This window comes from Paenibacillus sp. AGC31 (assembly GCF_057334655.1).
This window is the reverse complement of the sequence record NZ_JBHFJH010000028.1, coordinates 133,616-155,963: the sequence shown is the minus strand read 5'-3', so window position 1 is coordinate 155,963 and position 22,348 is coordinate 133,616. Positions and strand designations below refer to the sequence as shown.

Here is a 22,348-nt window from a genome sequence, read left to right as displayed (position 1 = left end):
CGATCACTGTACTATACTTCGAGTACTCTGATTACGTAAAAACGTCATGTCCGATTGGAGCCTGAGGAGTCCCACTCCAATGTTTGTTGTAAACCTGCCTTCAATCCATCCAGATCCAGCCCATCTACGGCAAAAGCCTCACGGATCAAAGGCGGCGCGACAAATTCATCATACTTGCCCAGATAAGGCGCTTCATCTTCAGCCAGTAACGTAGATGCGTCTTCAGCCGTTCGACACTCACTCATAATCTCAGCTAACAATGTTCGTTCATCGACCTTGCCGGACACTACAAAATAATATGGCTCCATGGGCACAACCGAACGCAAGGCAAGTTTCTTGGACAGATTATGCTTCATCAAGCGCTCCAATGTACGGAAAGATTTACTTCCCACCCAAGGAAGAACATACAACGAATCTCCCCCTGCCGGAATCACGACCTGCTTCAACAGTCCGCTTTCACGAGCTAGGCGGCGCGCCCGTTCAAGTCGATTGACGGCTTGTGGTGACAGGTAGGGATAGATGGTCGATTCGGATAACACTTCACGCATTTTCTGTACCACCGACGTATGAATATCTCCTCCCGCTCCAAGCCATAACGTATCTACTTTACCTTTTGCTGACTTCACATACACAGCCTTGTGCTTGTGATCGACCTCTTCCACTTTCCACAGTTTTCCTGCAAGCGAGAAGCAATAGCCAGGTGGGGGTACGGTTGTAATCGAACCAATCTCTTCCGAGCCGTTTAATACTTTATGTTCCTCATCATCCTTAAACACCGCGTAGAAGCGATAATTATTCACGATTTTTTCACCTGTCAGACCGATAATCAATGTTCGATCCTCTGTCCATTGCAGGTGATCCGTCTCGATGAGGTAATTCAGGAAAACCTGATATTGATCAGTTCTAATCAACGCAAATGGAGCCAGCGAAAGGATGGCTTCTGCAAGATCTCTCGGCTCCGCCTCCCCCATACTTTTCAACATGCTCATCGTCTGATGGTAGAGCACACCTATGGGCATTTTGCGAGCTTCAAGCGGCTCGACCCACTTCGTTTTTACATAGAGTTCGATAACAGCAATCGCACGCATCAACGTCCACGGCATACGCGCTGGCAATTGCGCTTCCTCGTCCTCTTCCTCCGGACATACAAAAAGCATCTCTGATGCCATATCCTCTCGTCTTCCTGAACGTCCCAGACGCTGTACAAAGCTCGAAGCACTATACGGTGCACCAAGCTGAACCACACGTTCCAGCTCGCCCAGATCGATGCCCAGTTCAAGCGTGACCGTTGCCGCAGCAACCGCGGGACCCGATCCAGTGCGTAGGGCAGCTTCCGTCTCTTCCCTCAGCATGGCGGAGATACTTCCATGATGCACATGGAACACATCACGCTCTTGCCTGCGAGCCGCGACTCGCCGCATCTCAAGAATGGTGACTTCAGCATCCGTTCGGCTGTTGGTGAAGATCAGCGCTTTTTTACGATGTGTGCTCTCATAGATGAAGTCATAGTATGCTTTACGTGCGTTATGAAGCTGCTCCGCCTGCTCCTCGTCCTGTGCATCTGGAAAAGAGAAATGTTCCACCCGCAGTCGCAACTTGCGACCGCCCGGGGAAGAGACCACATCCACCCCCTGCTGCGTTCCCGCAGCAAGCCAAGATGTGGCCGCATCATAGTCACTAAGTGTAGCCGACAAGCCCACTCTTCGCGGTGCACAGCCAGCCATACGCTCGATTCTGGCAAGCTCGCTGAGTACTTGAATCCCCCGATCCGCTCCCATGAAAGCATGCACCTCATCGATAATGACATACCGCAGGTCATGAAACAGTGCCGGGATTGCATTTGGTCGATTCATGAGCAGACCTTCCAGCGATTCAGGCGTTATCTGGAGCACACCGGACGGATTTTTCATCAGTTTTGTTTTCTCCGCCTGAGGTACGTCCCCGTGCCAATGCCAAACCGGAATATTTCCTTCGGATAACAGATCCTTAAGACGTTCGAATTGATCATTAATCAGGGCTTTCAGAGGTCCAATGTACAAAATGCCAACCGACTTGGAAGGCCGTTCATACAGCTCGGTCAATGCAGGAAAAAAAGCCGCCTCCGTCTTGCCGGAGGCTGTTCCCGCCGCAATCAGCATATGATGCGGGGTATGAAAACAGATATTGCAGGCCTCAATCTGGGCTGGACGAAGCGATTCCCATCTTTTTTTATAAATAAATTCCTGAACAAACGGAGCCAGCCGATAGAACGGATTATCACTCATAATTCAAACTCCGCCAGAAAGTCGTCCAGATCATCCGTATTTGCGGAAGCATCTGCCCCTTTACCCCTTTCCTGAGGTTTGGCAACCCGCTCGCCAAGTAATTGAGTATAAGTCACTTCAGGATTCTGGTGTAACGTATGCAGTACATCCATAAAATCTCGCACCACTTCACGCGTGGTCAGCAATTCATCCGCACCCAGTCGGTTCACCGCCGTTTGCATAAAATCAACCAATTGTTCATCCGTCAGACTTGCGCTGTATCCAAAATGCAGAGCATGAATCTGCCGCAGCTTCTGGAGCAGAATCAGAATCTCTTCATGTGATAACATCGCCAGCTTCAGGATCGGACCTGTGTAATTCGCATACGCTTTGGCTGCATAACGACCATCAATAAGCCTGGAGCGAAGCGCTTCATAACTGTATAATCCGCGCCGTTCATCCTCTACAAATTGCGGCGTACCACCTACAAATATGCCTAGGTGCTCCGCCTTGCCCTGCATCGTATCATTGAACATGGTCAGCAATTTCTCATAGTTGCTTTGACGGGAGACACTGTTTGTAATTTTGTACAGATTCACCGCTTCATCAATGAACAACAGCAATCCTTTGTAACCAATGCGCGCTGTGAATTCAGACCACAATTTGAAGTAGTCGTACCAGTTATCATCGTCAATGATAACCCCAACAGCCAGTTCTTTTTTCGCTTCAGTTTTGGTTGCAAATTCTCCTCGAAGCCAGCGAAGGGCCGCCTGTTTGCGATCATCATCAGCTAGCTTGTACCCATTCCAGTAAGAAGCCAGTACCTTGGCAAAATCAAAGCCGTGAACCAGATTCTGCATCTCACCCGTCACCGCATAGATCTGTTTCTCTACTTCCAGCGGCAAAGTGGGATCATCCGGGCGCAGTTTCTGACGCTGCATCGTGGATTGTTGCAACCCTGCGATCCATTTTTGCAAAATAGGCTCCAGCGCTCCCCCATCCGGGCGTGTGCGTGTAGACAGACGAGTCATCAGTTCGCGGTATGTGGCAAGTCCCTGCCCTTTGGTTCCCACCAATCGGCGCTCTGGTGACAGATCCGCATCTGCCACAACGAAATCCCGATCCATCGCATAGTTACGAATCATTTGCAAAAGAAAGCTTTTACCGCTGCCGTAACGACCCGTAATGAGTTTAAACGCTGCGCCACCCTCCGCAATATTGTCCATATCCCGCAAGATGGCTTCCACTTCCGGTTTCCGACCAACAGCAATCTGCTCCAGTCCAATTCGCGGGACAACACCCGCTGTCAATGAATTTACAAGTGCGGTGGTCAGCCGCTTCGGTATTTTAAGTTCTGTCACTGCGTATCACCTCTTCACATGTTCGAACACATCTATATAATCAGGAACAATCCGATCACCATCAATCAGAAGATCACCGATCGTTTCCATAGCCACATCATTAATTTCATCCAGCAGAAGCGCAGGCATCGTTCCATATTGCTCAGCCAGACGCATCAGCTCCGTATCCGGGTTTGCGCCAAGTAGAACATGAATCGTTTGCACCTGCTGAGGGGAGAGTTCCTTGGCAAAAAGCAGCCATTCTTCATCCAGATCAGCCTCAACGGACTCGTCCCACTGCAACTCAATCGATTTTGCTGACGCTCCTGTTACAATCTCTTCTGCGGATGGGTCCGGCACCGTGGAATCTTCAGTTGGAGTGATCTCCTCCCTTGCTTCCAGCGCATCTATTGGATTACTTGCAACATTTGCACTGTTAACCTCTTCATCCTTCACTTCAGAAGCGTGATCAACCTCAATCGTAAGTGCCATTCGCACGTACTCACTTTCCTGCTGTAACGATGCCAATTTCTCCGTATCAATACGAATCACCGGTTGTTCCACAGACTCCGCCTGCTCGGTCGCATATGTTTTGTCCAGGTAACGTTCAATCAGATTTGCAAGTTCGGGTTCAAGAGTCTGTCCTCGCAATCGGCCTCTGAATCCGCGCAATTCACGAAGTTTATTTTCAGTACATCGATAGATCCGCGTAACTATCTGCACAAATTCAGCCTGTTCACCTATGGGCATATATCTGAACGATACCGATCTTCCATAGATCGAATCATCATAGACTGCTTTGCGAAACAGAATGCGCTCCATCGTGCGTTCATCGTTGGGATCACACTCAAGCAACAGTCCAACTTGTCGCGTACGTTCCAGATACGAATCAACCAAGGCCATGACCCGTGGGATGTACTGCTCCATCACTTCTTTGCCGCCATCTCTGTAAAATTTACTGAGTGTAATATCGTAATCATAGTATCTTTGCAGCATATTTAACGAGATATCCGATACCTTATCCTGTAAAATACGTTGCAGTTCCCTATCCAGCATCTCTGCTGGCAGATATCCGCCCGAAAGGACCATGACCTCGGATAAGGACATCTCCATCTGATGGACCAGCACATAATCGACTATCCACTCTTGCATATATATATTTACTTGGGGCAGCCGTTCACGGTAGTTCACCCATAGCTGCTTCAATTGATCATAACCATCCTGAGGATTCTGCCAGCCAATGCCGTTAATTAACTCGTAGATATGAACAAATAGATAGGACAGATCGGTATCCGGGTATCTCCCCTGACGTACTTCCCTCCTCCAAAACATATACCACTTGCGCTGGGCATCATTCATCACGCCATACGTTGGCCAGTAACTCATAAAGGGAACCCACGGGGATACATCCCCCTCCATCTCTGCCCACCGCTTTGCTTCCTCTACAAAACGTTTCTCTGAGGACAATATACCTCCACGATGCTGCATCGTATCATGTGCTGACTGCACAATGGTTGAACGATCAGGAACCGGCACTGCTGCTGTTTCAGGTTCTTCACTCAGATCTATCTCCATAAATTCCAATTGTCTTGAGTTGTCTTTCATAGAACGTTATTTCACCCTCCTCCAAGACAGAATACGAACAAGTGTATCCATAGGGATCATTATATCACTTGTCCTGTGTCTGCGGTGACGAAATTTAGACATTCCTGGACACAAAAAAGAAGGCATTTCTGCCCTCTTTTTATCAAGTATTTTTAACTTTTTCACAAATTGATGATATCTTGGTCAAATCGAACGTTGCACAGACGTAATCACACGACAATTGCACGATTTTTCCCTTCACTTTTTGTTATTTCTTGGACTTCGGTTCGGCCATGGCCAGGAAAATCCCTTCTCATGATGAGTGTTACTTGTCGGTATTAATCCATTGATCTAACAGTCGGAATGTCTCTGATGCACTGTGTACCATGTTGTCATGATCTTCTGGAGTACGGATGGACTGCTGCAGCAAACCTGTAAACTCGCTCCATCTTGTTCTTGTCTCTGAGCCGTAGGCGTTGAAATATTCCAATCCACGATCCGCCTCAATCGGCAGGAACTGCGACAAACGTTTGGTCATAATCTGTCCACCGTTCGTGGACCCCTCAATTACATACAGATATCCGAACAAACGGGCAGGTGTTGAAATATCCGGCAGTTCTTCACAGAGCGGAAGTTGGCTGATTTCCTCTTCACTGGCACCCAGATTTCGTAAATCTTTTTCCAAGAGTCCAGCCTTGCCTCTAATCTCAATGTCCAGTCCCGTACTTCCCCAGAAAGGCTGCTGTACAGCCTGATCCTCCAGCGGTTTCAGGAATCCATAAAATTTCTCTAAATATGTTCTATATTCTTCTATATTCACGGTTTGATTCATAATGGCTTTTGCATAAGGGTTCTGTTCTACTTGTCTGTGATAATGAGCTGTCTCGCTCTTCAGACGTTCCATAATAGTTGTTGCTGTCATCGTAGTTATCCCCTTTCACAATCTGTTCTATTGTTGCAAATGAATGCGGACCTCAACTGATTCTCAGTATATTGAAATGGAAACTGCTTTCCTTGAAGTCAGCTCCATTTAATACCAGCAAAGGCTCTATGTAAGTATACTTATTCTTGTTTGAGAAAACTATATGAATCCAACATCCGTGTACAGCCCAATTCATTGCTCCGTTGTTATCTTAACCGACTGTAATCTGTATGTTTAAGTATTAACCGAAAACAATAAAAACGACCCTATAATCTGGAAGGCAGTAGATTTCAAATGCCAACATGGTACACTAACTTTATATCCTGTCATTGGAGGAATACGCCATATGGAATTTACTGTTCAAGATATTGTACTTCATCTTACAGATAACATTGAACTGCCGGAAAACACGGTGGATCAGCTCATTACAGGCTCCCTTGCTCAAAGGGTCACAGGTATTATCATTGCTTTTATGCCGACGCAACATGTCATTGAACAAGCCATTAAGCATGGTGCCAACCTGATCATTGCACATGAGTCTCCCTTTTATAACCATCATAGTCATACGGATTGGCTCGCAAGTGATCCTGTTTATGAACACAAAAGGAAAATGATCGACGATGCGAGTATTTCCATCTATCGATGTCATGATATCATCCACCGCTTCCAACCGGATGGCATTACCGAAGGACTGATTCGGGCATTGGGGTGGTCCTCTTATGTAGAGCAACGACTACCGGAAGCAGACGTCCTTTCTTTTCCGGAAGGAAGCACCGCCCAAGCTATTGCTCACCATGTGAAAAGTTCCCTGGGCATCGATTATGTACGCGTTGCAGGCAATGCGGAAATAGTCTGTAGACGCGCAGCGGTACTGGTAGGATTTCGTGGTAATGGACATGTGACGATTCCCTTGATTCAGAATGAGCAATTGGATCTCATCATCGCTGGAGAAGGATTCGAATGGGAGACACCGGAATATATCCGTGATGCCGTGCAACAAGGCAAGTCCCAGGCACTGATCATGATGGGACATGCCGAGAGCGAAGCTCCGGGAATGAAGCTATTGGCAGACAGGTTGGCAGAACGTTTTCCTGAACTGTCCGTTCGTTTTGTAGGCGAGAAGCCTGTATACACTGTGATCTGATAATATTATTGGATTTGTACGGAGAGAATCTCTAGCTGATTGCTTCTAATATCATTGCCTATCCTCCCCCGGAGCTTTGGATACTTTCTATGCTCCGGGGTACACTGGGTAGACTCTCGTTACATTTCTTGGATAGCTAACGAACCTGACACACTCTATTGAGCGAATATTTGCCGATTTTCAAAAGTAACGAATCGTAGACACCTTTTTCCTCCATTCCCCCCTGTTTACCGTCCATTTCTACCCAACATAGCCCAATTAGCATCGCTGACATTCGTTAGATTTCTCAGTTCAATCAAATCAGTACAATAAGGTGTCACTGGTTCGTTAGATTATGATGAAAACTGAGTACTGAGCACATATGCCACGCATCTCTGCATGCCCCATCTGGATTTACCGAGTTCTTTATAGTACTCTAGATGCTGTGACTTCAAAGCTCAGGACATTTGTCCTTGGCGTTCAGAGTCAATTTATCATTTAATAATAGAAGTCGAAGTGATTGAATAAGGAGCGTACACATGAGAGGAATTATTTTTGCATTACTTGGCGGCGCGTGTATCACGCTCCAAGGGGTTGCCAATACTCGGATTAGCACCGACATGGGCACATGGCAGGCCGCTACGATTACACAACTGACAGGATTCATCTTAGCGGCGCTGATCCTAATGTTTGTTAGAGACGCCAACCTTCAAGGACTCAAACAAGTAAAACCCATGTACTTGGCTGGAGGTGCTTTTGGCGCCGTCATTATTTTCAGCGAAGTGACGGCCATTCAGCAAATCGGGGTTACATTCACGATCTCGGCTCTGCTCATTGCCCAGCTGTTCCTGACTTTTCTGGTGGATAGTAACGGATGGTTCGGTGTCGTGAAACAAAAGATGAAACTGCCGCAATTTCTGGGCATTGCCTTAATGGTGACTGGTGTCATTATTATGAAACTATAGTTTTTGGAGAAGGATTGAAACATATCGTCGGGGGTGAATCACAGCGTGCAAGAGTTCCATAACGAGCAACAATTAATGCAATATTTGAAGCAATATCAACTCGAAACTGTATTTCACGAGCCCCTGCGTGCACATATGACGTTATGCCACTTTGAGAAGTGTGAACTGATCTGTCGTGAAGGGGAAGCTTCCGAATATTTGTACGTACTGGTTGAGGGTAAAATCAAGATTTTCACCACCTCCGCTCAGGACAAAACGCTGGTGCTTTGTTTCAAAACACCGCTTGAAGTGGTCGGTGACATAGAGTATGTCCGTGAAAGCGATATTGTTAATACGGTTCAGGCCGTGTCACCTGTGGTGATGCTTCGTATTCATTATCAATGGCTCGCTGAGCTTGCCAGCGATTATGCACCTTTGCTTAAATTTTTGCTCAAAATCATCTCACACAAGTTCTATATCGACTCGAACTTTTCCAATTTCAACCTGATGTATCCCGTTGAGGTTCGTCTAGCCAGCTACCTGCTCTCCATCTCGACAGAAGAAGCTGGCAACGTGGTTCATGAAGAACTGGACGCGTTCAATCTGACCGACATCGCGAATCTGATCGGCACCAGTTACCGACACCTGAACCGGGTCATCCAGAAGCTCTGTGCAGACGGGTTAATTGAACGACATCAAGGATTGATTATGATCAAGGATAGAGCCGGTCTAAGGGAAATAACAGGTCACAATATTTATGAATAAGGAGTTCGACAACCATGTTAATCACAGGTATTTCGCTTGCACTACTGGCAGGTGCACTTGTCAGTCTGCAAACGATTTTTAATAGCAAAGTCAATGAACGCACCGGTTCATGGTCCACAACAACGATGGTACTTTTCACCGGATTCCTTGCTTCTTTCCTCATCTCTCTGCTGATAGAGGGCAAAAATACATTCAGCTTCCAGCATATGCAACCCTGGTACTGGCTCAGTGGAGCCATCGGCGTTGGCGTGGTCTTCTGTCTCGTGCAAGGGATGAAGCTGCTTGGTCCCACGTATGCCATCTCGATCGTGCTAACATCTCAATTGAGTTTTGCGCTACTATTTGATTCCATGGGATGGCTCGGTCTGGAGCAAATTCCTTTTTCGTGGAATCAGCTGCTCGGTGTACTTGTCATTGTGGGCGGAATTGTATTGTTCAAGTTCGGTGGAGGTAAATCGGGAAAATCAGATCAGTCCCCTGGAACACTACAGTCCAACTCATAAACAAACAAAAAAAGAGTGTCCGTCCAATCCAGGAGATTGGTCAGACACTCTTTTTATGCAATCAAACCACCACGATCTTATACGAACTCTACGTTGTGGTAGACTTGTTGAACATCTTCAAGGTCTTCAAGCGCATCGATCAGTTTCTCGAACTGAGCTTGTGCATCCTCTGGAAGTTCAATATGGTTTTGCGCAAGCATGGTCAGCTCGGCTACTGTGAACTCAGTAATACCCGCAGCTTTGAATGCTTCTTGTACAGCGTGGAATTGATCGGGTTCTGCATATACAATGACAGCATCGTCTTCATCCACGATATCACGTACATCCACATCTGCTTCAAGCAAAAGTTCCAGTACTTCCTCGGAGTTTTTGCCTTCTATACCGATAACCGCTGTTGGATCAAACATGTAAGCAACAGAACCACTGACACCCATGTTGCCCGCGTTTTTGTTAAACGCAGAGCGCACTTCCGGCGCTGTACGATTTACATTGTTAGTGAGTGCATCAACGATGACCATCGCACCATTCGGTCCGAAGCCTTCATAACGCAGCTCTTCATAGTTCTCATCCCCGCTGCCTTTTGCTTTTTCCATCGCACGATCAATGATGGCTTTGGGTACATTATACGTTTTGGCACGTTCCAGCACGACTTTCAGTGCACGGTTCGCTTCCGGGTCCGGTTCGCCCTTCTTGGCAGCTACATAGATCTCAACGCCGAATTTAGCGTAGACCCGGCTCGTGTTTGCATCTTTTGAAGCTTTCTTTTCCTTGATATTATTCCACTTACGACCCATATCGTTTCCGCTCACTTTCAACATTTAATCTGCTTTCTACTATGCCATTATATCTTGTTAAGCGTACTTCAACAAGTTAATACACACGAAATAATGGGAATAACTGCGGTGATTATCCATCTCCATTTGAAGATTAGCCTCAGTTTATCCTCTCATAAATCTCTCAGCAGCAACTAACGTTACCTCTCTTCACTCCATATATAGCAGACAAGAAGCACCCCATAAAGGAATGCTTCCGCCCTAAAACAGTCCTAATTTCAGTTATCTTACCCGGTCAATTAAGCGTGAAATTGTCGACCATCCAACACCTCAGGAACATAACCGGCACGAATGACAAAGTCTCCGAAATGTTCCCCTTCATTGCGCTCTTTGGCATACTGGTTCACCATTGGAGTTAACGTGTCCAAAATCTCGGTTTCACCAATGTTTTCTTTGTACAGCTTATTCAAGCGATGTCCGGTGAAGCTGCCACCGAGATACATATTGTATTTCCCAGGTGCTTTACCGATAAATGAAATCTCTGCCAGCATCGGTCTTGCGCATCCGTTCGGGCAGCCGGTCATCCGAATGACAATCTCTTCGTCTCTCAGCCCAGCTTCGTCGAGTACAGGCTCCAGTTTATCGATCAGGGACGGCAAGTAACGTTCGGACTCAGCCATCGCGAGACCGCAAGTCGGAAGCGCAACACAAGCCATGGAACTTCTGCGTAGCGCAGAGTAATGTGCACCATCGGTCAGATTGTACTGCTGAATCAGCGCTTCAATCTTTTTCTTTTTCTGGCTGCTAATATTACCGATGATCAAATTTTGGTTCGCAGTCAGTCGGAAATCACCCGTATGCACTTTGGCAATTTCACGCAGACCCGTCATGAGCGGATAGCCGTCTACATCTTTTACACGACCATTCTGAATGAACAGCGTGTAGTGCCATTTGCCATTATTGCCTTTTACCCAACCATATCGATCTCCGTTAGTCTCAAAATGATACGGACGTGCTGCATCCAGTTTCCAACCCAAACGGGTAGTCAACTCTTCTATGAACCACTCCACACCACGGTCATCCAGCGTATATTTGAAACGAGCATGTTTACGAACGGCACGATCTCCATGATCACGCTGAATCATGACTGTTTTCTCCGCAACATCAATCATTTGCTCTGGCGTACAGAACCCAATGACTTTGGACACCTGAGGATAGGTCTTCGAGTCACCATGAGACATGCCCATGCCACCACCAACGGAAACGTTGAAGCCTTGCAGCTTGCCGTTCTCCACAATAGCAATAAAGCCAAGATCCTGTGAATAGACATCCACATCATTGGATGGTGGTACAGCAATGCCGATCTTGAACTTCCGTGGCAAATACACTTTGCCATAGATTGGTTCAACTTCTTCGTCGGAGTCCTGGGAATCAATCACTTTCTCTCCGTCCAGCCACAGCTCATGATAAGCCCGGGTGCGAGGGTCCAGATGATTGCTCACCTGACATGCCCACTCATACACTTCAGCATGCACATCGGATTGATTCGGATTCGGGTTACACATCACGTTACGGTTTACGTCACCACATGCAGCCAGTGTGCTTAACAACGAATCATTCACTTCGCGAATGGTGTTCTTAAGATCCCACTTCAGTACACCATGCAGTTGGAAAGACTGACGTGTGGTCAGACGAATCGTCTCATTCGCATATTTATGTGCTACCCGATCCATCATCAACCACTGCTCCGGGGTTACAACCCCACCGGAAGCACGTACACGCAACATGAATTGGTATGCCGGTTCCAGCTTGGATTTGTGACGCTCGTTACGCAGGTCACGGTCATCCTGCATATAACTGCCGTGGTGTTTCATCAGACGGTTGTCGTCCTCTGGAATTGCACCCGTGATGCGATCGGCCAACGTCTCGGTCAGACTTCCGCGCAAGTAATCACTTTTGATCTTTATATCTTCCACATCGCTATTCGTGCGCTGTGGGTTAAGTAAGTTATTATAAACCATGCTGCTTTCTCCTCTCGTCTCTGCGGGATGGTGCAGTCCGGCTGGGCCGGTAATTAATAGACGTCCCGCTGATAACGTTTCTCCTGCTGTAACCGTGTCAGATATTCCGATGCCTGCTCAGACGATAAACCGCCTTCTTGTTCAAGAATCGTGGTGAGCGCAGCATGCACATCATGTGCCATTTTTTTCTCGTCACCACAGATATACACGCTTGCCCCTTCCTGAAGCCACTGGTACAGTTCTTTGCTGTGTTCCAGCATGCGATGTTGTACATACACTTTCTGTTCCGTATCACGTGAGAAGGCTACATCCATCTTCGTGAGCACACCATCTTTGAGCCAACGCTGCCACTCCGTTTGGTACAAGAAGTCAGTGGCGAAATGCTGATCTCCGTAGAACAACCATGTCTTGCCCTCTGCTCCTATTTCTTCACGCTCACCAAGGAAAGATCTGAACGGTGCTACACCTGTACCTGGGCCAATCATGATGATCGGTGTATCCGGGTTCTCAGGCAGCTTGAAATTCGGATTATGCTGTATATATACAGGCAAGGTATCGCCAGCTTCGATTCGTTCAGCAAGATGTACCGAGCATACACCGTAACGTTCTCTGCCACGCGCTTCATAACGTACGGAGCGAACGGTAAGATGAACTTCATCCGGGAAAGACTTCGAACTACTCGCTATAGAGTACAGACGTGCCGGAATTTTACGAAGAGCAGCTACGAATTCTGTAGCAGGAATCCCTTTCAGATTATAATCCTGAACCAGATCCAGCAGATCACAGCTATTCATGACCGTGCGGAATTCGGAATCATCTGCGAGTAATGCCGTTAGGCCACTCCCAGGATTCAGTTTCGCAAGTTGTTCCACGACCGGTTTCGTCACAGCTGTAATTTCAAAATAACGCAGCAACGCTTCGTGTACAGATGCCTGATCGCCGTTTTTATTCACGGTCACGCGTTCATCGGCATTCCATCCCATGGCTGCAATCAATTCATCGACAAGGCGCGGATGATTCTCAGGGAATACCCCAAGGCTGTCACCTGGCTCGTAGTCCAGGCTGGAGCCTTCCAATGACAACTCAATGTGGCGTGTTTCACGGTCCGATCCTCTGCCATTCAGATTGAGATTCTCCAACACTTCAGCCTTGAATGGATTCGTGCGATCATATTCGGATTCCCCGCCGCTCACCGCAGCTGTAACACCCTCAGTGGTTACCATACTCGCAGCAGCAGATGTACTGCTTAAAGATGCCAGTACTTCATTCATCCACTCCGCAGCTGCTTCATCAAAATCAACATCACAGTCCACGCGCGGTACAAGAGCTGTACCCCCCAATTCCTGCAATCGTTTATCGAAATCCTTACCTGTCTGACAAAAGAACTCATAGGAGGTATCTCCCAGAGCCAACACCGAGTAACGAAGTCCTTCAAGCTTTGGAGCCCGTTTGCTGTTCAGGAATTCATGCAGCGGAATCGCATTATCCGGTGGTTCGCCTTCGCCATGCGTACTGACGATGATGAGAAGATTTTCAATTTTCTTAAGTCCGTTCGGTTTGAAATCTCCCATCGATGACAACGTTACTTGAAGACCTTGCTCTTCAAGTTTCTTGGCCAGCTTCTTCGATAGGCCACTGGAATTCCCGGTTTGTGAACCAAAAAGCACGGTAACTTCCCGGGATACTGGCGGAGCACTGTCAGGTGCAATTCCTGTAGTTGGTGCAGCCTGTACCAGGTTAGCTGGAGCTGCTATTGTCGCACTTGCCTGAATTGCTGCAATATATCCGCTCAACCAAGTACGTTGTCCATCGGTCAATGTAGGAATAAGACGATTAAGCAGTTCAACTTGTTCTTGATTAAAAGGGCTGTTTGTCACTTGAAGTTCCACTGTTTGCCACCTCGCGCATTGCTTCGATTTTAATTCCGACTAAAATCATCACATTAATTTAATTTCTTCTCTCTAAAACCTAACACACCGGGTGTTGAGGGTCAATTTCAATGATTTTATAGCATTTATCAGTTTCGCTGATAAAGGACAAAAAACAACAAAAACCCTCCTTTCAAATCAAGGACGGTTTTGTTTTATTTTTTAATTTGGCGGCCAGCTCAAGTTGAAGTGGAAAGTGGAATATATGAACAAGGCTAACTCCAAAAGGCTTACTCCAACCTGAGTTCCAGGTCAAAGTAAGCCTTCTTTTTCACACGTTACGATTCTGGTGTATTATCATTTATTCCATACCAGTTTGCTCATCATCGCATATAACAATGTAGCCGATTCGGCTCGGGTTGCTTCGGCAAGTGGTTTCACCTCACCGTTGTACCCGTGGGCGATGCCCAGATCCACAAGTAATGCGACACTATCCCGGGCATAGGAGCGAATCTCGGAAGCATCGTGGAAACGAGCAAGGTTATCTGTTGCAGCCGTCTCGGAGTCAACCAGTCCAGCCGCCGCAAGTGCGCGAACTGTTAATGTCATCATCTCCTGACGAGTGATCGTCGACTCTGGCAGGAAGCGCCCGTCACCGGTACCACTGGTGATACCTAGCGAACGTGCAGCTGTAACTGCTTCGTAGTACGGAGCCTTTTCGTTTACATCAGAGAACGCATTCCCGGAAGAAGCATTCAAACCCAGGGCAGTCATCAACCATTGCATGTATTGGCCGCGGGTCATATCCTCTTTTGGATGTAACTGCGTGGAAGCACCGCTTGCCTCAGCATCAATTACACCTCTGACAGCCAAAGCCTCCATTGCTTTCTTGGCCCACTGCACTTCTGCAAGATCTGCGAATGTCTGCTCCACAGGCGCAACAGCATAATTTCCTGTGAGTGATGTTACGGTAAATACAAGCTGCCCGCTTTTTGGATCGTAGTAACTTTGCGGCAACGGGGTTGCCACACCGTTCGGGCCAATGGCAAATGCTACAATCCGATCCTGCTGAGCATTTTGTGAGGATTGGAAAGGCAGACGAAGGTTCAACTCGCTTTCCGATGGCCATGGTTGACCATCCAGTTGAAGTTCAAGCTGGACTCCATATGGCGTGCCAAGCTGATCTGCGACTGTTTTTGGCAGCTCCGTTCTGATCAATCGGATTGATGCAATCCCATCCCCAACGATATCCTTCGTTAACAATGTCGCAGGAAGCTCCAACATCCCCAGTTCTGTAACAATGTTGAACACATGTGACTCTCCCTGATCTATTAACGCAGAGGCAGGCAGAGAAACTTCATATGCCGTTGCTCCCGAAACCGGCTTCAGTCGAAGTTCGACCAATCGCTGACCCGCATCTGTTGAGGGGGCAACTTGAAAAGCCTCTTTAATCGTTGAAACATCCACGTTGGACTGCACTACACCCTTCTGATCAGACTGTCCCTGCAACTCCAGAACTGAACGGTCTTTCTCCGGTTTAGGTTGTGGTACAGCATTCTCTGCACTTGGGTTACCACTTCCTGACTGTCCGCCATTGTTGGCTGAACCAGAACTATTTCCTGGATTTCCACCGAAATTGCCGCCTGGATTACCGCCCGAACCAGGGTCCGTACCTCCAGGGGAAGGAACAGATGCCGGCACCTTCACCGTCAACGGTGCAGTCAGGGCTCTACTGTCGTCAGAAGTTCGAGTAATTTCCAACTCCAGGGTTACTGTTGTTTCCTTAGATGGTGGGACAATCGTTCCATCAGTTTGAATGACCGACGGTACCGAACTGGAAGAGATCTTCACCGTGAAACCTTGCGGCACGGATGGGAACTTCAGTTTTTTTGCACCTGCGGAAGGTTGTTCCAATGCTGTAATGCTTGTAGCTACATCGGCAGCGTTCTGCTGAGCCGTTTGCACCTGATAAGCGGAAGATACACCTCTCACGGATTGCCCCGTCGCATCCAAAGCTTCCACTTTGTAATAATAATCCGTGCCGGGGTTCAGTTCACTGTCCGTGTACTCCCGTCCATTGCCGCTATAGACCACCTTATACTCTCCATGCTCACGATCTGAGCGGTAGAGCTTGTAGCTTGCTGCACCAAGATGAGCATCCCAGTGAAGCGTTGCGCTCGTAGAATCTAACGCATCAGCGTTAAGGCCTGCACTATCATTTGCAGGTGGTGCAGCGTCAGGTTTAACGATCATAATCCAGCTAATCATCGGGTCCTGTGATGCCGTATTGCGCACAGTCAACTCCAGCTTGTTGTCCGACACGTTGATGCCTTTGTGGGCTCTAACGCTGGCAGGCGTAAAAGTAACTGCACCCGTGTTGGCGCCATTGATGATTAAATTCGCTTTGCGCGAAGTATTGGTCCACGGATCGTTGAATCCGGCGTATACATCATATGTCCCGTTTGGCACATCAAATGTATAGGTCAAATCCGTGCCTTTAGGAGAATTGCTGACATTGCCACCGTTGAGATAACGTACGGTCGAGAATATATCCCCGCCATTCGAACCGGATGGCAGTGCATCTGCGCTGACATACCCCCAACTATATCCCTCAGACGGAGCGTACATCTGATCCGCCGTTTCCGGGTTCGCAAGCGTTCCCTTCATATAAGCACCCATGAGACTGTAATCAGCCGTTTCGTAACCACCACTATTCACGAAAAAAACTGTATTCTCCGGAATGACATTTACACGAACCGCCTGCTTTTTGTTGTTATATTCCGGTGTGGTTACCTGTAATGTGAGCGGTCCTGGCTTGGCAAAATCTTCTGCCGTCATGGCCCGGTTATCAACCGTCCAGACTGCTGGCGTTGATACCAGTGCTCCACCCTCGCGCACATTCAACGTTGTTGGCAGGGATGGTACTTTGCCTAGCGCCACGGCTTCTGGCAAGGGATCAGCAATATCTACCTTGCCCATCGAATTCAGCAGATCAGGTGTCCAGCTGTTATACCACTTGATCGCGATGTCGGAGCCTATTCCAAACTCAATTGGCAAGAACACGTATTTTGCAGCATCATTCGAGAAATTGCCACCATTCCACGTATCCCCTACGTAAATGAATTTGCCTTTTTCCGGATCGACCGGAATGACGGATGTGGTCTGTGTGCCAAATGCCTTGCCTGGATCGGGATCAGTTGGCAACGTACGCACGAACGGATTGGTCTGCGTTGACCACGGGCCAAAAATGTTATCCGCCACCGTCACTTTGTTTTCGTTAGGGGCCCAACCGGAAGCTCCGGAAGTCAAAATATAATATTTCCCCTGATACTTGAACATCGCCGGTGCTTCACGTTGCCCTCCCGGGAACACTCGCACGTAATCGACGCCGTATTCCGCCTGATAGGTGGAATCTCGTACCGGATTGCCTTTGTCATCCGTTCGTCCTTCCTTATGCCACCCTGTTACGTCACTATAGTCTTCATTCAGTTTGGAGATATATAACGTCAGGTTTTCTTCGCTCGAGTAGATCAGGTAACCGGTACCGTCATCATCCTTGAACAACGTCATGTCACGTGCCATACCCCGGTCGCTTGGGAAGAAATCTTTCTCCCCTTCGGGAGCTCTGTCCATCCGGTAACTCTTCTGATACACAAAAGGCCCTGTTGGAGAGTCGCTGATCGCATAACCGGCTCGCGCCTTACCGTAATTCGCATTATCGTTATAGGGGTCCTTGTCGCCGTCCATGTGAGCCCACATCACGTATTTCTTCGTTTTGTCGTTGTAGATGACCTTTGGTCGTTCAATAATCCGTCCTTTGCGGATATCTGCCCAGATATCCACGCGGTCTTCACGCCCCGCATACAATTCGGAGATCAACGGGTCATTGTCAAAATCATCCATGGATTGAAGTGTCGTTAGAGCCATGCCTCGGTCCGTCCAGTTCATCAGATCCTTGGATGAATACACACGCACACCAACCGCTGGCCATCCGCCCGTGTGGTATTCACCATACCAGTAATACATCTCCGTCTGTTCATCATAGAAAAAGCCTGCCCCATGCGCATCAATCGGCTTACCGTCCAGATCCGGCCACAGTTGCCCCGGTGTAATGCTTGTACGAATCGTCGTAACACCCAACGGTGCGGATGCTGGAGAAGTTACGCCGTCCACGGTCGCCTGGATGATGTAAAAATATCCTGTGCCCATCGTCAGACCGCCATCGTTAAACGTGTTTTCATTGCCGCTATAGACCTGCTGATACGTACCCGTAGCACTGGTTGCACGGGACACGATATACGTTACATCAGATCCAGGCAAGACATTCCACCCCAGAGAGATTGATGTGTCCGTCACAGCTGTGGCAGCGAACTCTGCTGGAGAGTCAATGGAGTATGTCGTGGCTTCTGCAACTGTGAATGCTGACTCCCCAGCTGCGTTATAGGCTGTTACGCGATAGTTGTAGCTGTTGCCCGGCTCAAGTGCATTATCCGTGAATGTGAGCCCTTTACCTTCATAGATTTGCTCGTATTGCTCACTGCCAGCTTTGGCCCGAATCACGCGATAACCAGTTGACTTGTCCACGGCGGACCAAGATAGCTTCACGCTTGTTGCGTTGAGTGCTTCGGCCTTTAATTCGCCAGGAGCCTGTGGTGCCGATGCTGTCGTCCGAACTTCCAGCGGAGCAGTCCATAATGATTCGGTTAGACCTCCGTATTCATAAGCCAGCTTGTAATAATACACCGTATCCCCGCTCAATCCTTCATCCGTGTGTTCCAAAGTTCCGGTACTGGTTACCAGGGAATAGCCGCCTTCAGGCGTAGAGGAACGGTACAAGCGATAGGCTGATGCTCCCGCGATTTCAGACCATTGCAGTGAAACCGAAGACGCCGTCTGCTCAGCAATGGAGAGCTGAATATCGTTCCCAGGCGGCTGCTCGGCAATGATTACGTCATCTGCATGTAACGACTGCCACTTATTCCGAATGCCCACGGTACCTGACCCGTATGTAGTATCGACCAGATCAAATACCAACTGATCGGAGCCGTTTTCCGCGATATACCCGCGAATGGTGGTACCTGATAACACCACTTTGAGTGTGTACCATGTATCTTTGGCAAACGCATAGTCCACCGTGTTCAAAGTTGTGTCTGATCCGTTTACCCGTTTGGAGAAAACGAGTTTATTATTGGGAACATGCATTTGAAAATAGTAAAAGTTGCTCTTATCCTGAAACCGCGGCAAAATGCCCGGAAATCCTTTACCTTCTCCTGTATAAAAGCGCATGGACACGGTCATGTCCGACATGGAGTCTCCAGTAGAGATGATGCCTTCATTGGTATCGCTCTGGAAAAGCGTAAAGTTGGACGCATCTGTCGGGTCAGCGAACACTTCCCAGTTGCCTGAGCTTACGTTCCACGCGGGTGATTCCGTGTAATTCCCATCCGAAAAATCGTCCTGCAACAACGTGGCGGGTATACTGCTCAGATCGGCATACGCCTTACTCGGTAGCATCAACGGTCCCGAAGACAGCGCAAGTGTTGCTGATAACATAAATATCATGGGTTTCCTGAGTTTAGCCAATGTTCATTCTCTCCTTTGGCGTGAAAGATGAAAGCATGGTTCTTGAACGCGTGGTGTTGTTGTTCAGCCTATCCTCAGCAACCAGTGGTCAGTAACGAGTTTTGTCCACCTCCTTATTTTAATGAAACCGGTCTCATTTGAATGCAAAAAAAGACCCGTCTTCCCTTCTAAGTGCAATGATACCCATACGGAATACCGTGTTTTCTTTGCCCCTATGCAGTGAAACAGGTTTCTAATATATAAATGTAATTGCTTTCCTGAATTATATTATTGCCTTATTCAAGCTGTCAACTGTGCATTGGGCTCAAACATTTTTCGTTAAAACCACACAAAAAAGGCGCGAGTTCTGCTTGTTTTGCAAGCAAAATTCGCGCCTTTTCTCACGCTTCGAGCTTGTTCGCAAGCTCGCACATGATTCGTAATCAAAAGCGGACTTCTTGAACAACCTCTATTTAGAATACTTTTGTTGTCCAAGACTCACAGTTCCACGTCTCCGTAACGACATCACGGTAGAATTCCGGTTCGTGGGAGATTAGAAGAATACTGCCTTTGTAAGCCTTGAGCGCACGTTTCAACTCTTCCTTGGCATCAACGTCCAGATGGTTCGTCGGCTCATCGAGCACAAGTAGGTTGGTTTCATTATTGATCAGCTTACAGAGACGCACTTTAGCTTTCTCGCCACCACTTAGTACAGCTACCTTGCTCTCAATGTGTTTTGTAGTCAAACCACACTTTGCAAGTGCAGCACGCACCTCGAATTGGGTATATGAAGGGAACTCCTGCCAGATCTCTTCAATACATGTATTGTAGTTGGCATCCTTCATCTCTTGCTGGAAGTAACCAATCTCCAGATGTTCACCACGTTGAACGGTTCCTTCCAGAGCTTGAATTTCACCCAGAATACTGCGCATCAGGGTTGTTTTACCGATTCCGTTCGCACCAACAAGGGCAATCTTCTGTCCGCGCTCCATACGCAGATCCAGTGGTCTGGACAACGGTTCGTTGTATCCAATTACAAGACCTTTAGTTTCGAAAATGAGCTTGCCAGATGTTCTTGCATCACGGAAGTTGAACTGCGGTTTCGGTTTCTCCTTGGCGATCTCGATAACATCCATCTTGTCGAGTTTCTTCTGTCTGGACATCGCCATATTGCGTGTTGCTACACTTGCTTTGTTACGCGCCACAAAATCCTTAAGGTCAGCAATCTCTTGTTGTTGGCGTTTGTACGCCGACTCCAGCTGCTGTTTTCTCATCTCATGCACTTCCTGGAAATGATCATAATCGCCTACATAACGAGTTAGATTCTGGTTCTCCATGTGATAGATCAAGTTGATAACACTGTTCAGGAACGGAATATCGTGGGAGATCAGAATAAAAGCATTCTCATATTCCTGCAAATAACGTTTCAACCATTCGATATGCAATTCATCCAAATAGTTCGTAGGCTCATCGAGGAGCAAAATATCGGGTTTTTCCAGCAGCAGCTTGGCAAGCAGTACTTTGGTACGCTGTCCACCACTCAGGTCATTGACGTCTTTATCCAGACCGATATCCGTCAGACCCAGACCACGTGCGGTTTCATCCACTTTGGCATCGATCATGTAGAAATCCTGGTTTGTCAGCGTATCCTGAATCGTACCCACGTCTTCAAGTAGTTGTTCAAGTTCCTCCGGGGTAACATCGCCCATTTTGCCATACATATCATTCATTTCCTGTTCCATGTCGAACAAATACTGGAACGCGCCACGAAGTACGTCACGGATCGATTGGCCTTTGTTTAATACAGCATGCTGGTCCAGATAACCAACACGCATCCGTTTGGACCACTCTACCTTGCCTTCATCCGGCTGAAGTTTTCCTGTAATAATGTTCATGAAGGTGGATTTACCTTCACCATTGGCCCCGATCAGACCAATATGTTCGCCCTTCAACAGGCGGAATGAAACGTCGTTAAAGATAGCACGGTCACCAAAACCGTGACTTAATTTTTCTACATTTAATATGCTCATTCATGACACCTTTTCTATATAGACTTAATTCTTTGTATATTATAAGCGTTATATCCTGCACAACTCAACGCCATATTAAAAATATTGCACCTTTTTGTCTGAAATTTGCCTTATATGAAAGTATGGGTTAAAATTTTGCCTTAACGAATTACTATTATATAGAACGGAGCTCTTCGAAGAGCATCAGGTGAACAATATGATTGAAGTGAAACAATCCAAGTTGGGTGATGGTGGTGAGTTTAACCGCGGGGTATTTGCTACCGTTGATATTGCCAAAGGAACGCTTATTCATCAGGCACCCGTTGTGCCTTACCCAAATGAAGATCATGAGCATGTGGAAAAAACGATTCTGGAAGATTACGTGTTCGAATATGGGGCGAATCATACCGCTATTTTGCTCGGTTACGGCAGTCTGATCAACCACTCCTATGAACCCAACGCTACTTATGATATCAATTTTGATAACCACACCTTTGACTTCTACGCGTATACAGACATCAAGGCTGGTGAAGAAATCGTAATCAATTACAACGGTGAGGAAGATAGTATGGACCCGTTATGGTTCCTTGATGATTACGAGGAGCGTATGCTTGAGTTCAATAAGTCCAATGATGATGAGGGTGAAAAAGAGACCGAACCCCAGTCCCTGGATACGGACACGAGTAAATAA

General features: G+C 47.4%; 14 protein-coding genes. 5 read left to right on the top strand and 9 right to left on the bottom strand.

What is annotated here, in order from left to right; translation table 11 throughout:
- Nucleotides 1-44: 44 nt before the first annotated feature.
- From ACE04G_RS15100 to ACE04G_RS15085, 4 genes are all read right to left on the bottom strand, one after another.
- Nucleotides 45-2,264: a DEAD/DEAH box helicase gene (locus ACE04G_RS15100; RefSeq protein WP_405132180.1), complete on the bottom strand. Its 2,220-nt coding sequence runs from the start codon at nt 2,262-2,264 to the stop codon at nt 45-47.
- Nucleotides 2,261-3,604: an ATP-binding protein gene (locus ACE04G_RS15095; RefSeq protein ID WP_221819557.1), complete on the bottom strand. Its 1,344-nt coding sequence runs from the start codon at nt 3,602-3,604 to the stop codon at nt 2,261-2,263. The genes ACE04G_RS15100 and ACE04G_RS15095 overlap by 4 nt, the downstream gene beginning before the upstream one ends.
- A gap of 6 nt (nt 3,605-3,610) precedes the next feature.
- Nucleotides 3,611-5,188: a TerB N-terminal domain-containing protein gene (locus ACE04G_RS15090; protein ID WP_449004472.1), complete on the bottom strand. Its 1,578-nt coding sequence runs from the start codon at nt 5,186-5,188 to the stop codon at nt 3,611-3,613.
- A gap of 304 nt (nt 5,189-5,492) precedes the next feature.
- Nucleotides 5,493-6,089, bottom strand: a complete 597-nt coding sequence (locus ACE04G_RS15085) for a biliverdin-producing heme oxygenase (protein WP_221819559.1) — start codon at nt 6,087-6,089, stop codon at nt 5,493-5,495.
- Nucleotides 6,090-6,435: 346 nt separating this feature from the next.
- On the opposite strand from ACE04G_RS15085, the gene ACE04G_RS15080 reads away from it, so the two are divergent.
- The 4 genes from ACE04G_RS15080 (at nt 6,436) to ACE04G_RS15065 (ending at nt 9,424) form a co-directional block, all read left to right on the top strand.
- Nucleotides 6,436-7,233 (top strand): Nif3-like dinuclear metal center hexameric protein, encoded by a 798-nt coding sequence (locus tag ACE04G_RS15080; RefSeq protein WP_449004471.1) that lies wholly within the window; start codon nt 6,436-6,438, stop codon nt 7,231-7,233.
- A 518-nt stretch (nt 7,234-7,751) separates the two neighbouring features.
- Entirely contained in the window at nt 7,752-8,177 is a 426-nt protein-coding gene (locus tag ACE04G_RS15075; RefSeq protein WP_449004470.1) for a DMT family transporter, read from the top strand.
- Nucleotides 8,178-8,222: 45 nt separating this feature from the next.
- Entirely contained in the window at nt 8,223-8,921 is a 699-nt protein-coding gene (locus tag ACE04G_RS15070; RefSeq protein ID WP_221819645.1) for a Crp/Fnr family transcriptional regulator, read from the top strand.
- 14 nt (nt 8,922-8,935) lie between these two features.
- Nucleotides 8,936-9,424, top strand: coding sequence for a DMT family transporter (locus ACE04G_RS15065; protein ID WP_449004469.1), 489 nt, complete (start codon nt 8,936-8,938; stop codon nt 9,422-9,424).
- Between the two features lie 77 nt (nt 9,425-9,501).
- Here ACE04G_RS15065 and ACE04G_RS15060 read toward each other — a convergent pair whose 3' ends face one another.
- The 5 genes from ACE04G_RS15060 to ACE04G_RS15040 form a co-directional block, all read right to left on the bottom strand.
- The gene (locus tag ACE04G_RS15060; protein WP_036608916.1) at nt 9,502-10,218 is read right to left on the bottom strand and encodes a YebC/PmpR family DNA-binding transcriptional regulator; all 717 of its coding nucleotides are present in this window, start codon (nt 10,216-10,218) and stop codon (nt 9,502-9,504) included.
- A 278-nt stretch (nt 10,219-10,496) separates the two neighbouring features.
- Nucleotides 10,497-12,218 carry an assimilatory sulfite reductase (NADPH) hemoprotein subunit gene (gene cysI / locus ACE04G_RS15055; RefSeq protein WP_221819562.1) on the bottom strand — a complete coding sequence of 574 codons (1,722 nt, stop codon included), beginning with the start codon at nt 12,216-12,218 and terminating at the stop codon, nt 10,497-10,499.
- 53 nt (nt 12,219-12,271) lie between these two features.
- The gene (locus tag ACE04G_RS15050; RefSeq protein WP_449004468.1) at nt 12,272-14,107 is read right to left on the bottom strand and encodes an assimilatory sulfite reductase (NADPH) flavoprotein subunit; all 1,836 of its coding nucleotides are present in this window, start codon (nt 14,105-14,107) and stop codon (nt 12,272-12,274) included.
- Nucleotides 14,108-14,443: 336 nt separating this feature from the next.
- Nucleotides 14,444-19,669, bottom strand: coding sequence for an S-layer homology domain-containing protein (locus ACE04G_RS15045; protein ID WP_449004467.1), 5,226 nt, complete (start codon nt 19,667-19,669; stop codon nt 14,444-14,446).
- A gap of 452 nt (nt 19,670-20,121) precedes the next feature.
- On the bottom strand, nt 20,122-21,678 hold the full coding sequence (locus tag ACE04G_RS15040) for an ABC-F family ATP-binding cassette domain-containing protein (protein ID WP_017688769.1): 1,557 nt from the start codon (nt 21,676-21,678) through the stop codon (nt 20,122-20,124).
- 196 nt (nt 21,679-21,874) lie between these two features.
- On the opposite strand from ACE04G_RS15040, the gene ACE04G_RS15035 reads away from it, so the two are divergent.
- Nucleotides 21,875-22,348, top strand: a complete 474-nt coding sequence (locus ACE04G_RS15035; protein ID WP_091031152.1) for an SET domain-containing protein — start codon at nt 21,875-21,877, stop codon at nt 22,346-22,348.

What these genes read in the sequence shown, in the direction of transcription:
- ACE04G_RS15100 (WP_405132180.1), bottom strand. Translation starts at nt 2,264, where the DNA reads ATGAGTGATAATCCGTTCTATCGGCTGGCTCCGTTTGTTCAGGAATTT.
- ACE04G_RS15090 (WP_449004472.1), bottom strand. Translation starts at nt 5,188, where the DNA reads ATGAAAGACAACTCAAGACAATTGGAATTTATGGAGATAGATCTGAGT.
- ACE04G_RS15085 (WP_221819559.1), bottom strand. Translation starts at nt 6,089, where the DNA reads ATGACAGCAACAACTATTATGGAACGTCTGAAGAGCGAGACAGCTCAT.
- ACE04G_RS15080 (WP_449004471.1), top strand. Translation starts at nt 6,436, where the DNA reads ATGGAATTTACTGTTCAAGATATTGTACTTCATCTTACAGATAACATT.
- ACE04G_RS15075 (WP_449004470.1), top strand. Translation starts at nt 7,752, where the DNA reads ATGAGAGGAATTATTTTTGCATTACTTGGCGGCGCGTGTATCACGCTC.
- ACE04G_RS15065 (WP_449004469.1), top strand. Translation starts at nt 8,936, where the DNA reads ATGTTAATCACAGGTATTTCGCTTGCACTACTGGCAGGTGCACTTGTC.
- ACE04G_RS15060 (WP_036608916.1), bottom strand. Translation starts at nt 10,218, where the DNA reads ATGGGTCGTAAGTGGAATAATATCAAGGAAAAGAAAGCTTCAAAAGAT.
- cysI (WP_221819562.1), bottom strand. Translation starts at nt 12,218, where the DNA reads ATGGTTTATAATAACTTACTTAACCCACAGCGCACGAATAGCGATGTG.
- ACE04G_RS15040 (WP_017688769.1), bottom strand. Translation starts at nt 21,678, where the DNA reads ATGAGCATATTAAATGTAGAAAAATTAAGTCACGGTTTTGGTGACCGT.
- ACE04G_RS15035 (WP_091031152.1), top strand. Translation starts at nt 21,875, where the DNA reads ATGATTGAAGTGAAACAATCCAAGTTGGGTGATGGTGGTGAGTTTAAC.